The organism is Mesorhizobium sp. M0633 (assembly GCF_040320645.1).
Lineage (GTDB): Bacteria > Pseudomonadota > Alphaproteobacteria > Rhizobiales > Rhizobiaceae > Mesorhizobium.
Window position 1 is genome coordinate 1 of the sequence record NZ_JAMYQC010000064.1, and the last position, 12,715, is coordinate 12,715.

Genomic DNA, 12,715 nt, shown 5'->3' on the forward strand with positions numbered 1-12,715 from the left:
ACGGCCGATGTCGTCTCAGCCTATGTCTCCAACAATCCGGTCCCGGTGGGGGATCTCCCTGCCCTGATCGGCCAAGTGCACGCGGCGCTGAAAGGCACGGCCGGAGGTGTCACCGCACAAAAGCCGGTTGCGCTTACGCCTGCAGTCCCGATCAGGAAGTCGGTGACACCGGACTACATCATCTCCCTTGAGGACGGGAAGAAATTCAAATCGCTAAAGCGCCATCTGTCGACCCACTATGGGCTGACGCCGGATGGGTATCGGGCAAAATGGGGCCTGCCGGCGGATTATCCGATGGTCGCGCCAAACTACGCCGCGGCGCGCTCTTCATTGGCCAAGACGATGGGGCTCGGCCGCAAACCGAAAGCGCCGGAAGCGCCGGAGCCGGCGCCGACGAAGCGAACCCGCAAGAAGGTCGCGGCTTGATTTCGGCAATCGAGATTCGTTCTGGAGCGTTGCAGCCATCGGCTTAATCTGAGCGGCATATAAAAAGGCGGGGCCAACCCCGCCTTCCTTTCAAACAACTTTGTTTCATGAGGAATTCGCGACGCCTGCAGCAATCTGCTGCCCTCAGTTTTTGCTCGCTCCTATCGAGCGGCCGTGAGGACCTGCGGACCTACGCGCCGACTCTTGCCAGACGCAGGAGAAGATTTCAACCAGCTTTGCTGAGGCTGCCAGCGGAGGATTTGCCAGTGCGGCGATCCTGCTCGATCTCATAGTTGATCTTCTGGCCGTCAGCGAGGGTCGAGAGGCCCGCGCGTTCGACAGCGGAAATGTGGACGAAAACATCCGGACCGCCATTGTCGGGCTGGATAAATCCAAACCCCTTGGTGCTGTTGAACCACTTCACCGTTCCAGTCGGCATATGCGTATTCCTTGTAAAGTTTGCAACACGTTCTGGTTCGGCATGCCGGGCCGGTTCATAGTATCACGCAGCAATGCGAAAGACCGCAAGGCCCGGAGCGACACGCCTTGGTAAGCGCATCATGCAGCCAGTGGACTGGCCGCGACCAAGCGGCAGTCGCAAAGGCAGACGAAACTAACGCACCACATGGTGAACCTTGCAATGAGGAGTCGGGCGCCGGCACCTCGTACGATCGCCATCGTCAAGAGGATCGAAGCGTTAATCACTCCGACCAGGGCCGATGCGATCGATCAGGCGAGCGTTTTGCTGGATCAGTTCAAAGGTGAGTCAGGAACAACCGCCCGCTCTAGTCGTCGGGGCGCTTGAGAACTCTGAAATCGCCCGAACGTGCGCTTGGCTCTGCATCATAATCCTTTGCCATGAGCCCGCGTTGCAGCAACGCCCGTACTGCCTCAGCACGGTTTGGCAGTCTGTTCTCAAACCGCCAAGCATCCAGGACAGCGAGCTCCTCCGCATTGAGCATGAACTGCAGACGATATGTTCGCTTGGGGGCATCCACTTTTTCAGCTCTCTCATTGCGTCGGCAAACAGTTTCTGCGTCAGTTCGCTCACCGAGATGACGTCTGTACCGGCGGTATCCGGCAGGTGTTCTGCCATCCATTTGTCGAGGAAGTTTATCCCGCGTGTGCTCATATCGCCATAAGCTGGACCAAAGCTTTAAGTTCCAGCAGACGCCGAAACCATCAACGGTCGAACCGGTCGATCCAGACTGAAACTTGTGTACGGATTCGTACTCATGCGGACTTAGCGCCAGATATCATTGCTAGAGACAGGGATTAGTAGGATATTTGGCCATCGCTTGCTGACATCAGGGCGCAAGCGACTGAGAGATGCGCGTGCTCTTGCCCCGATAGGGAGGCGACGAGCATGGCTCAGCTCCAGCAATCAATAATTCGCAATCGTCTGCTGACGTCTTTGTCGCCTGACGACTTTGCACTGGTGCAGCCGCATCTTGAGGCGGTCACATTTGAGTTGCGAGAACATCTGTTCAGAGCCGATCAAACAATCGCGCATGTGACCTTCCCAGAATATGGGATTGCATCAATCGTCGCCGACACCGGGGAAGGACGGTTTGAGGTCGGCATGGTGGGATCGGAGGGTTTGGTGGGTACAGCTTTGGTGCTGGGCGTGGACCGCACGCCGCACTCCTGCATGGTTCAGGCTGCGGGCGAAGCATTCCGCATTGGAGCCGGAGACCTACACGCTGCGATGGACCAGAGCCCCGCGTTGCGCGCGCTCCTTCTGCGCTTCGTGCATACCTTTATCGTTCAAGTCAGCCAGACGGCCTATGCCAATGCCGGCTACTCCATTGAGGAGCGGCTGGCGCGATGGCTGCTCATGACGCATGACCGGCTGGAGCAGGATGACATGCCCCTCACGCATGAGTTCATGAGCATCATGTTGGGTTCGCGTCGGCCCGGCGTCACGATTGCGGTGCAGATGCTGGAGAGCGTCGGCGCGATCAGAGCCACGCGTGGAAACATCACGCTTCGGGATCGCGAGAAGCTGGAACAGATTGCTGGCCAGTCCTACGGCTTCGCCGAGAAGGAATACTCCAACGTGTTCCAATTCCCGATCAAGCGAGAGAGATGAGTGGCGGCCTTGCGCTACTTCCTGAATGTTCGCTATCGCGGTCGGATGATACCTGACGCCGAAGGCGACGAACTGCCAGACGATGAGGCTCTACGCGCCCATGCGCTTGCCAATGCGCGGGACCTCGTCTTCCGCACACGCATGTACACGATCCGCAGCTGGTTCGACTGTAGTTTCGAGGTCACCGACGAGAGCGGCAGAGTGGTCCTCGTAATGCCATTCGACGAGGTGCTTGGGCCAGCTTAGCCGGTCCGAAACGCGACTGTTCGGTATCGTACGAAGCGTTGAAGGCCGCAACAATCCCTGCCTAAAATCTTGGCTAAGTACCGGGAGGATACATGGCCCCGCTAGCCCTTCTCTTCCCTGAAGTCTTGCAAAGAGGCATGCCGCAGATCTTCCTCGCCGCGCAAGTGCTTCACGCGGCCGATCAGCCCTGGCTTCACCCATTGCGTCGCCGGCCGCTTCATGCCCTTCGGCGCAAGGCCTGCGTGTTCCTGGACGCGCTTCCCGACATAGCGCCATGTGCCGCGTTCGGCCATCAGGGCCCTTGCCAAGGCCATCATTGAAACCGTCGAACGGCTATCTCGATAATTCCGGCCGTTCCTCGCGAAATCCGGTAGCGAGATTTTTTCATACAAGGCCCCACAGCGAACACTCAAAAGGCTCAAAAGGGTCGGCAGCTTTCGCTGTTCTCCCGCTGTTTTCAGTGGCGAGACCTTAATCGGAAGGGAGAAAGGCATATGGGCCTGGTTTTTACTGGCGAAGAGGGAACCACTGAGCGGTTCGAGTTGGTGCTTGAAGCCTTTGATGGAACAGAGCGCGTCCTCGTCGTGACATCGACCGAAGCGATCGAAGACTTCGGCCTGGATGCCGTCCGTGAAATGGCATCTAAAAAGTACGATGCAGGGCAGTTGGACGAGACCGGCCGCGTTAGAGTTCTGACTAGCGACCTGCAAGGTAAATAGCCCGCCACCGTGAGGCAGCGTGGCTCGACCGAGCGGCTCACTCGCGAATGAAGCCCTGAGGTTATTTGTTGTTTTTGAGGAGACGAGCTTCCCGCAAGATCGAGCTGCGATCGAAGCCGACCAGCGATGCTATCTCGCGTATTTGTTGTTCGGTGGCCCCTGACTCCCGCGCAAGATCGCTTACTATTTGGGGTTTCATGGCGGGGCGCCCTTTTTCTTCTGACATCACACCAAATGCCTCGTATTGGGCCAAGAGCGCGATGGTCGCTCCTAAGCGTCAGCGGCCATGTTTTGTTGCTGACGATCTGCTATTGTACGCTTTCGGACAGATTTCTGCCAGCGGGCTAGGAAAGATAGGCCTAGCTCTCATCGTCGAAACCCAGCAGCGAGGCATGGCGTATATATTTGTGCTCGCCGCGGAGGTGCTTGACGCGGAGCTTCACCTCTCCCGGCTTCACCCACTTGGTCGCAGGCCGTTTCCTAATACCCTCGGGCTTGTGGGCGGCATGATCCTGGACGCGCTGCCACAACCGCTTCTTCATGTCACGGCTGAGCGAGATAAAGGCTGTCCCGACATATTGCCCCGGTGCCAGGCTGCGCCAAACGGGCCATGGCGGCCTTACCCGGCTCGTTCTCGACGCCCATCAGCTCATATTTGTTGATGACGAAACTCTTGGTCTTCAGCCAGTCGATGGTCGGGCCGCTTCGATACGCGCTGTCGGCGCGCTTGGAGACGATCCCCTCTAGCCCCGCCTGGTCGGCGCGATACGGTCGGCCGCGAACTCTGCTCCAACCCCAAGGTCCGCAAGATCAGTTTCACGGGCTCGACGGAGGTCGGCCGATTGCTCATGCGCCAGTGCTCGGACCAGATAAAGAAAGTCGGTCTAGAGTTGGGTGGCAATGCGCCTTTCATCGTCTTTGATGATGCCGACATCGATGCTGCCGTCGACGGTGCAATCCAGGCCAAGTTTCGCAATGCCGGCCAGACCTGCGTTTCCGCGAACCGCCTTTACGTCCAGTCGGGCGTTCATGATGCGTTCGTGGACAAATTCGTGGATGGTGTCCGCCAGCTTCAGGTCGGCGACGGCTTCGATCCAGGTGTCGCCATCGGTCCGCTGATCGACGGGCATGCACTGGCCAAGATCGAACTTCACATTGCCGATGCCTTGGCCAAAGGTGGCGCGATCCGATGTGGCGGCGGCCGGATCGGCAGCGACGGCACGTTTTTCCAGCCTACGGTCCTCAGCGGCGTCACAAGGTCACAAGGGAAATGACCGTGGCGCAAGAGGAGACCTTTGGACCCTTGGCGCCGATTATCCGCTTCGAGGATGCCGATCAGGTCGTGCGTGAGGCCAACGACACGATCTACGGCCTTGCCGCGTATTTCTATGCTTCAAACCTGAAGCGTGTCTGGCGTGTAGCGGAGGCCCTGGAATACGGCATGGTTGGGATCAACACGGGACGAATGTCCTCAGAAGCCGCGCCCTTCGGCGGGATAAACAGTCCGGCATCGGGCGGGAAGGTTCCCGCCACGGCCTCGAAGACTATCTTGAAATGAAGTACCTCTGCATGGGCGGCATCTGAGGCGGCGGGCGGCGACTGCCGCGATGAAGGCCAGCGGACGGCCGGACGCCACGAAATCGACCCGCAGTTTCAGATTCGTGGAACAATCCACACCCAGTCTGCCTCATAAAGGGCCCGGTTTTCCGCCTATTTTTTTGGCGGTCGAACGTCGTCAATTGCCTTTGTCACTGTGGCGGAACGCGGCGCGATAGCCGGTTAGCAACAAGCTTTGGGCGTCATTCTCTCTGGCGGAATCGACCCCTTCCGACAAAAGCCTGACCTTTGCCAGTCTTCTACGGGCCAGCGTTCGCGCCAAAAGTTCAAAGCCGCGTCCGTAACATTCAACAATGAAAGCCAGCGTTATCAGGTCGAGCAGAAAGTCGTCTATCGCATGCGTGAGCGCACCAGACCTTTGTTCAAGCTGAAGCAGCAAGGCGCGCGCCTCTTCGATCACGGCCCGGCAATCGTCTGCGTCTATCAGTGAATCGATCCTGTCAAACATCTGCAAGCGTCCTCACTCTCCCTAAGCCACACGCAGCGCATCGAACGCCGCTGATGAATGAGTTTCCAACAAAAGCACAGGGTCGCGTTTCGCGAAAAGGCATCGCTCGGCAAAGTGCGCGTTGATGAAGCCTGGTGCGTTAAGCGACAAGTGAATCCGACCTTACCAGATATCTTCGAAGGCGAGTGAGCCGGCCCACGCCTGCGTGCCGCAACCCTCAATGCCGAGGAAACTGTTCTGCACTCGCCGGAGGCAAACAGTTCCTCTCTATTCTTCCAGCCGCCACGGTTCAGCCTAGATTACATGGGAAGCGCTAATAACGGAAAGCAAAGGGTTCGCAAAATGAGTAGGGTGGCTGGATCAAACGAAGATTTGGCTGCACCAACGACCTTTGGGCCACTTTTGCAGCCCACCTTTCGTTCGATCTGGCTCGCGACGCAGGTTTCAAGCCTCGGCTGGTTAATGCAGACTGTCGCCATCAGCTGGCTGATGGCGACGATCTCGACTTCCGATCTGATGGTTGCGTTGGTGCAGGCTTCGTCGAACCTGCCCGCTTTCGTCCTGTCCGTTTTTGCCGGGGCTCTCGCCGACAATTTCAGCCGGCGCCGGGTCATGTTCGCCGGTCGGTGCCTTATGGTGATTGCGTCCGCGATGCTGACCGCGTCCGTGGCGCTGGGCTTTGTCAGTCCGTGGATGATCCTCGGCTTCAGCTTCTTGATCGCAAGCGGCGGTGCTCTCAATGATCCGGCCTGGCAAGCGTCGGTTGGCGATATCGTGGATCGACGCGATGTTCCCGCTGCCGTCACCCTGCTTTCTGTTGGCTTCAACACCGTCCGGACTGTTGGCCCGGCGCTCGGCGGCTTTGTGGTTGCCTCATTCGGCCTCATGGCGGCATTTGCCGTGACCACGCTCACCTATTTCGTACCCTTGACCACTATTTGGCGCTTCAAGTGGAAGGTTCGTTCTTCGCCACTGCCGCGTGAGCCGATGAGGACGGCGATCTATGATGGGCTGCGCTTCACCGCGATGTCATCGGAAATCAAGACTGCGATCGCGCGCGGTACCCTCTTTGGCTTGGCGAGCATCGCCATACTCGCGCTGCTGCCGGTGGTTGTCCGCGACCAGCTGGGAGGAGGCCCGCTTGCCTATGGCGCGCTCATGGCCGGCTTCGGGACAGGTGCCGTCTTCGCCGGCCTCTCCAACAGCCTGTTCAGACGGAGCTTGTCGCAAGAAAGGCTGATGAGGCTCTCCTGCGTCGCCTGCGCGGCGTGTTCTCTCTCCCTGGCAATGACATCTTCGATTGCGGTGGCGGCAATTGCACTCGCCTTGGGTGGCGCCGGCTGGGTCACCGCCTGGTCCGGGGTCGGTGTGAGCGTGCAGCTGGCGAGCCCGCGCTGGGTCGTGGGGCGCACAATCTCGATCTACTATGCCTTGATTGATGGTGGCATCGCGCTCGGCAGCTGGGTGTGGGGCACGGTTTCCCAGAACCATTCCCTGACCTGGGCGCTGGAGGGCTCCGCTGCAGCCCTGTTGCTCGTCGCCGCAGCCGGCGTTCTGTTTCCTCTTCGCGAGCGCCGCGAATCCGAACCCGATCCTTTGGGCGAATTCGACGCCCCAGCTGTCGCTCTCAATTTGAAGCCGAGAAGCGGCCCGATCGTGGTCAAGGTCGAATACCTGATAGCCGAGAGAAATCTCGAGGCCTTCCTCGACCTCATGCGGCAGCGGCGTCATGTACACAGCCGCGTGGGTGCGCGGAACTGGACGCTCCAGCGCAACCTTCAGAAGCCTATGCAATGGACAGAAACATTCCGCACGCCGACCTGGACAGACTACCTTCGCCTCAATCATCGTCTCACGGAAGTAGACAAGGAACTGGACGAACGAGTCTTCCAGCTGCACGCGGCAGAGTCCCCACCTCAAATGACACTTTCCATCGAGCGGCCGACAAGCTCGGCCCGCAAGCCCGAGCACTCAGCTTTTCGCCATCCCCGTCATTGAAGCCTGGCCGGCATCTCTGTCATCAATCGATGGCTACGAGCGCGACCGGTCAGCCCCCGACCTTCAAGACCATCGACATCGAAGCGGCCGCGAGTTGCCTATAAAACATCACTGCACTCTTATTGTTTGTGACGCATGCGGGTGGTGAGCGGTTTTCAAAGGCCTCGTTTCCTGCTGACAAAGTTAGCTTGGACCACTGAATTGCCGATCGCTCTCGGATCCTGGTGCGAGTATGAAATCAAAGACGGGCTCAGGCTGGGCAGGCTTTGGCTCCCGCAGAACAACCGGGTAAGCTACGATCGCTTGGGCATGTTCAGCGAGCGCGGCGGGTGTCATTCCCAGTGCTTTCTCAAACAGGCCGCCCGGCACTCTCACCACCTGACGAAAAAGCCCTGCAGCTCTTGTAGCATGGCGCGCCGCAGCGACCCGCTTGCCCTCGCGGATCTTCACCCCGGCCGCCGCCAACAGGATCAGCCCCTTGAAGAACAGGCGGTGCTGAGCGCTTTGTTTGGCAGCGTGCCAAAGAGGCTCCCAAGCCTCATGCGCTTCCCAGTAGTAGCCGTGGTTGAAAAGATCGATCCCCCATCGAAACACATCTGAGCCGAGCGCTTCGCCAACGGCGACCGTCACCGGATCTGTTCGGTAACTATGGCCCAAGGGATCGCGCACCGGATGCGGATGTTTGCCGGGCAGATACGCATAGCTCGGGAAACTCTTTCGGGCAGCAAGCGAGGGCGTGACATAGACCCAGCAAACACGAAAGCGCGTTAACGGGCAATTCATGCTGAGCGCGCCCTGACACGCAAGCAGTCTTAACCGGCTTTTAAACCGTGCCGAGATTGGCAAAAACGCGCTTTGCGAGATACATGACGCTGGGTAAGCGGCTGATGCAAGGAGGAGATATGATTCTGCGACTGAAGGAGCGGCTCGGCAAACGGTTTGAGGAAGAAGTCCAATTCTTCAAAGGCTGGCAGAAGGACAAGAAGGGCGTGGGAGCCCTTATTCCCACTTCGGTTTATGCGGCACGCCGGATGGCAAGCGTGGTGAATCCACGGTCAGGATTGTCGATTCTGGAGCTCGGCGCGGGAACTGGTGTCATCACAAAGGCGATCCTGGCTAGGGGAATCAAGCCGCACCAGCTGGTTTCAGTCGAATATTCCAACATTTTCTACAACTGCCTGGTGCAACGCTTCCCGAATGTGGACTTCAGGTTGGGCAACGCATTTACGCTGGACGAAGCTTTGGGTGACCGCAAAGGTGAACAGTTCGATTGTGTTGTAAGTGCAGTCCCACTGTTGAGCTTTCCAATGGAACAGCGTGTCGCGCTGGTTGAGGATCTGCTTGCCCGCATTCCTGCCGGCCGGCCCCTAATTCAGATCACATATGGACCTCTGTCGCCGGTGATCAAGATGCCAGACCGTTACGTGGTTTCCCACTATCACTTCGTTGTCCGCAACATACCGCCGGCACAGCTCTGGACTTATCGTCGAGCAGTCTAGCCAGATCTGGACGGTTTCCTTCTCTGAGGGTTCCGCTGGGTGGTGGCCTTCCACCCAAACAGGATGTGGACAGAGCAGGGGCAGACGCCAGATTGCCAAGAAGACGAAGCGGTCCTGGTTTGATTTGACAGACGAGCGGTGGGTGCAGTTCGGACAGCTGATGTCGAAGCCTCGACGTCGCGGTCGTCCGCGCGAGGTAATTCCGGGAGGTTGTCAGGGCAAGCGCTAGAGCGTCGGACGTTCAGTTTGAATCGCGAGGGATTCCAGTGAGGCGTGGTTCATGATTCACTTCCTGTAGGAGGTGATTTGCCATGCCCAAGCCCTATTCGCTCGATTTGCGTGAACGTGTTGTGCGGTTTGTCGAGGCTGGCCACTCGCGGCGTGCGGCGGCGGCACATTTTGGGGTGTCGGTTTCGTTTGTCGTGATCCTGATGAGGAACTATCGAAAGACCGAGAGCCTGGCGCCCAAGGCCAGCGGTGGCCGCCGCCATTCCAAGCTCGACCCGCATCGTGCGTTCCTGCTTGGCCGTGTGGCCGAGAAGGATGACACCACCATGCCGGAGCTTGCCGCCGAGCTGGCCGCTGCTACAGACGTCCAGGTCGCTCCTGCCTCGATCTCGCGCTGGCTTATCAGGAATGGCTATCGCTTCAAAAAAACGCTGCTGGCCAGCGAGCAAGATCGTCCCGACGTCAGCAAGGCGCGGCAGGAGTGGCAGACCAGGCGCCAGCCGCGGATGCGGCTTGAGCCACATCGGCTGGTGTTCATCGACGAAACCGGAACCACTACGAAGATGACACGTCTGCGCGGCCGCTGCCTAAAGGGCCAACGGCTGCGCTCAAAGGCACCGTTCGGGCATTGGAAGACGCAGACCTTCATCGCCGGGTTGCGCTGTCATGGGCTCACGGCCCCTTTTGTTATCGACACGCCGATGAACCGGCGCATCTTCGAAACCTATGTCGAAACGCAGCTCGCTCCGACGCTGGCAAAGGGCGATGTCGTCATCCTCGACAATCTCGCTGCCCACAAGAGCCCGGCCGCCGAGGCAGCGATCCGGGCCAGAGGCGCATGGCTGCTCTTCCTGCCGCCCTACAGCCCAGATCTCAATCCCATCGAAATGGCATTTGCCAAGCTCAAGGCGCACCTGCGCGCAAAGGCCATCAGAACCATCGACGCCCTGTGGCAGGCCATTGGCGATATCTGCAATCTCTTCTCTCCAACAGAATGCAGAAATTACTTCGCAGCCGCAGGGTATGGACTCACATGAAAGTCCGCCGCTCTAGACTAGCGCTGGGTGAAGCATCTGTTCGCCAATGGCGCCTATGGCTCAACCTCACGGGCACCTGCACTTGATGGTCGAGATCATCCGTCGATTCGACGGTCAGAATAGCTCCAAATTCTGCCGCAGGGTGGTCGAGCGAACCTTCGGCGCGGCTACGGGTATCGATGTCTCTCAGCTCCTCCCTGAATTTCAAAACCGACTCAGAAAGGCGTCCTTCTTGGCGAAATCGGTGACGTGGTGCCGCAAGCACGGCTATTCTCGGACGGCGGCGCTAAGTTCGCCGGTCGCACGGACGGGCCAAATGCGCTTGACAAAGCCGCGCCGGCCCGTTCAACCTGGGGCATTCACCAGGGGAGTCCCGGCAAGGGGCTGAGATACTGCTGGCTTTCGCGGCGCAGTGACCCGTTGAACCTGATCCAGTTCATACTGGCGTAGGGACGGTGCAAGCGCTTTGCGGGAGTTCACGCCCGAGGTCCTGTTTCGGCAGGTCGACAGAAGCGTCTTTTCATCCTTCCGGCACAGAACTGGGTCTCCAATGCATGAGCAAAGGAGCCTCAAGATGAATGCCCTCACCCCCGCCGTGTCGACGGGACCGCTGCCCGCCTCGCGGAAGATCCACAAGCCCGGCACCATCCACCCGCAGATCAAAGTGCCGATGCGCGAAATCTCCGTCCATCCGACGGCCGGCGAGCCGCCCGTCACCGTCTACGATCCGTCAGGCCCCTATACAGACCCGACTGTCGAAACCAGCATCGAAAACGGCCTTGCACGGCTTCGCCATGAATGGGTCACCGCGCGCGGCGATGTCGAAGCCTATGACGGCCGCCACGTCCGGCCAGAAGACAATGGGTTTGCGGCGGGCGAGCGCCTAACACCGGAATTTCCAGTCCGCAACCGGCCACTCCGGGCCAAGACCGGCAAGGCGGTGACACAGTTTGCCTATGCGCGCGCTGGCATCATCACGCCCGAAATGGAGTTCGTCGCCATCCGCGAGAATCTTGGTCGCGAGATCCTGCACGGCAAGCTTGAGCGCTACGGCGAGGCCTTCGGCGCGGCGATCCCCGACTTCGTCACGCCTGAATTCGTCCGCCACGAGGTGGCGCGCGGACGCGCGATCATTCCCGCCAACATTAATCATCCCGAGAGCGAACCGATGATTATCGGTCGCAATTTCCTGGTCAAGATCAACGCCAATATCGGTAACTCCGCCGTCACATCGTCGATGGCTGAAGAGGTCGAAAAGATGGTGTGGGCGATCCGCTGGGGCGCCGACACGGTGATGGATCTGTCGACCGGCCGCAACATCCACAACATCCGCGAATGGATCGTCCGCAACTCGCCGGTGCCGATCGGCACGGTGCCGCTTTACCAGGCGCTCGAGAAAGTCGGCGGCATTGCCGAGGATCTTACCTGGGAGGTTTACCGCGACACGCTGATCGAACAGGCCGAACAGGGCGTCGACTATTTCACCATCCATGCCGGCGTGCGGCTGCACTATATCCCGCTGACCGTCGACAGGGTGACGGGCATCGTCTCGCGCGGCGGCTCGATCATGGCAAAATGGTGCCTGCACCATCACCGGGAAAGCTTCCTCTACGAGCACTTCGCGGAGATCTGCGACATCGCCAGAGCCTACGACGTCTCCTTCTCGCTCGGCGACGGCCTTCGTCCGGGCTCGATCGCCGATGCCAACGATGCGGCGCAGTTCGCCGAGCTGGAAACGCTCGGCGAGCTGACGAAGATCGCCTGGGCCAAGGATTGCCAGGTGATGATCGAGGGGCCCGGCCACGTGCCGATGCACAAGATCAAGCAGAACATGGACAAGCAGCTCGCCGTTTGCGGCGAGGCGCCGTTCTATACGCTTGGACCGCTGACGACCGACATCGCGCCGGGCTACGACCACATCACCTCAGGCATCGGTGCTGCCATGATCGGCTGGTTCGGCACCGCCATGCTCTGCTATGTCACGCCCAAGGAGCATCTCGGCCTTCCCGATCGCGATGACGTCAAGACCGGCGTGATCACCTACAAGATCGCCGCCCATGCCGCCGATCTGGCAAAGGGCCATCCGGCGGCGAAAGTCAGGGATGATGCCCTTTCCCGCGCGCGCTTCGAGTTCCGCTGGGAGGACCAGTTCAATCTGTCGCTCGATCCCGAAACCGCGCGGTCCTTCCACGACCAGACCTTGCCCAAGGAGGCGCACAAGCTGGCACATTTCTGCTCGATGTGTGGGCCGAAATTCTGCTCGATGCGTATCTCCCACGACATCCGTGCCGAGGCGCAGAAAGAGGGCATGGCGGCGATGGCGGCGAAATACCGCGAGGGCGGCGATCTCTACGTGCCGGCGGACGAGACCGGCGCACCGCTTTCGCCACAGGCGCATGAGCCAT

General features: G+C 59.5%; 13 protein-coding genes, 1 pseudogene and 1 riboswitch. Of the genes and pseudogenes, 9 read left to right on the top strand and 5 right to left on the bottom strand.

From position 1 onward, the window contains the following. Window positions 1–426: Ros/MucR family transcriptional regulator (locus NKI47_RS33585; RefSeq protein WP_352595847.1), on the top strand; the 426-nt coding region annotated here is incomplete at its 5' end. A 226-nt stretch (window positions 427–652) separates the two neighbouring features. On the opposite strand, the gene NKI47_RS33590 is transcribed toward NKI47_RS33585, so the two are convergent. Beyond that, window positions 653–865: a cold-shock protein gene (locus NKI47_RS33590; protein WP_023679670.1), complete on the bottom strand. Its 213-nt coding sequence runs from the start codon at window positions 863–865 to the stop codon at window positions 653–655. A 927-nt stretch (window positions 866–1,792) separates the two neighbouring features. Here NKI47_RS33590 and NKI47_RS33595 point away from each other — a divergent pair. Beyond that, on the top strand, window positions 1,793–2,518 hold the full coding sequence (locus tag NKI47_RS33595) for a Crp/Fnr family transcriptional regulator (RefSeq protein ID WP_352595849.1): 726 nt from the start codon (window positions 1,793–1,795) through the stop codon (window positions 2,516–2,518). After that, window positions 2,519–2,764: a DUF6894 family protein gene (locus tag NKI47_RS33600; RefSeq protein WP_352595852.1), complete on the top strand. Its 246-nt coding sequence runs from the start codon at window positions 2,519–2,521 to the stop codon at window positions 2,762–2,764. A gap of 101 nt (window positions 2,765–2,865) precedes the next feature. Here the strand turns inward: NKI47_RS33600 and NKI47_RS33605 are convergent, their stop codons facing one another. Continuing rightward, a complete protein-coding gene (locus tag NKI47_RS33605; protein WP_352595855.1) occupies window positions 2,866–3,258 on the bottom strand; it encodes a hypothetical protein in 393 nt (130 codons plus the stop codon). Here NKI47_RS33605 and NKI47_RS33610 point away from each other — a divergent pair, their 5' ends adjacent. Next, window positions 3,259–3,483 (top strand): hypothetical protein, encoded by a 225-nt coding sequence (locus NKI47_RS33610; RefSeq protein WP_352595858.1) that lies wholly within the window; start codon window positions 3,259–3,261, stop codon window positions 3,481–3,483. It abuts the gene before it with no gap. A gap of 359 nt (window positions 3,484–3,842) precedes the next feature. Here the strand turns inward: NKI47_RS33610 and NKI47_RS33615 are convergent, their stop codons facing one another. Then, window positions 3,843–4,025 carry a hypothetical protein gene (locus tag NKI47_RS33615; RefSeq protein ID WP_352595861.1) on the bottom strand — a complete coding sequence of 61 codons (183 nt, stop codon included), beginning with the start codon at window positions 4,023–4,025 and terminating at the stop codon, window positions 3,843–3,845. A gap of 228 nt (window positions 4,026–4,253) precedes the next feature. Here NKI47_RS33615 and NKI47_RS33620 point away from each other — a divergent pair. Beyond that, window positions 4,254–5,067 (top strand): annotated as a pseudogene (locus NKI47_RS33620) (aldehyde dehydrogenase family protein); the annotation flags it as partial. Window positions 5,068–5,218: 151 nt separating this feature from the next. Here NKI47_RS33620 and NKI47_RS33625 read toward each other — a convergent pair. Continuing rightward, window positions 5,219–5,548: a hypothetical protein gene (locus NKI47_RS33625; RefSeq protein ID WP_352595863.1), complete on the bottom strand. Its 330-nt coding sequence runs from the start codon at window positions 5,546–5,548 to the stop codon at window positions 5,219–5,221. A 342-nt stretch (window positions 5,549–5,890) separates the two neighbouring features. Here NKI47_RS33625 and NKI47_RS33630 point away from each other — a divergent pair, with 342 nt between their 5' ends. Further along, the gene (locus tag NKI47_RS33630; protein WP_352595865.1) at window positions 5,891–7,546 is read left to right on the top strand and encodes an MFS transporter; all 1,656 of its coding nucleotides are present in this window, start codon (window positions 5,891–5,893) and stop codon (window positions 7,544–7,546) included. Window positions 7,547–7,729: 183 nt separating this feature from the next. Here NKI47_RS33630 and NKI47_RS33635 read toward each other — a convergent pair whose 3' ends face one another. Next, window positions 7,730–8,329 (bottom strand): DUF309 domain-containing protein, encoded by a 600-nt coding sequence (locus NKI47_RS33635; protein ID WP_352595868.1) that lies wholly within the window; start codon window positions 8,327–8,329, stop codon window positions 7,730–7,732. A 119-nt stretch (window positions 8,330–8,448) separates the two neighbouring features. Here NKI47_RS33635 and pmtA point away from each other — a divergent pair, with 119 nt between their 5' ends. From pmtA to thiC, 3 genes are all read left to right on the top strand, one after another. Further along, the gene (gene pmtA, locus NKI47_RS33640; RefSeq protein ID WP_352595873.1) at window positions 8,449–9,045 is read left to right on the top strand and encodes a phospholipid N-methyltransferase PmtA; all 597 of its coding nucleotides are present in this window, start codon (window positions 8,449–8,451) and stop codon (window positions 9,043–9,045) included. 311 nt (window positions 9,046–9,356) lie between these two features. Next, window positions 9,357–10,310, top strand: coding sequence for an IS630 family transposase (locus NKI47_RS33645; RefSeq protein ID WP_352595869.1), 954 nt, complete (start codon window positions 9,357–9,359; stop codon window positions 10,308–10,310). 354 nt (window positions 10,311–10,664) lie between these two features. Beyond that, a riboswitch (TPP riboswitch) is annotated at window positions 10,665–10,781 on the top strand. Window positions 10,782–10,884: 103 nt separating this feature from the next. Then, window positions 10,885–12,715: phosphomethylpyrimidine synthase ThiC (gene thiC / locus NKI47_RS33650; protein ID WP_352595871.1), on the top strand; the 1,831-nt coding region annotated here is incomplete at its 3' end.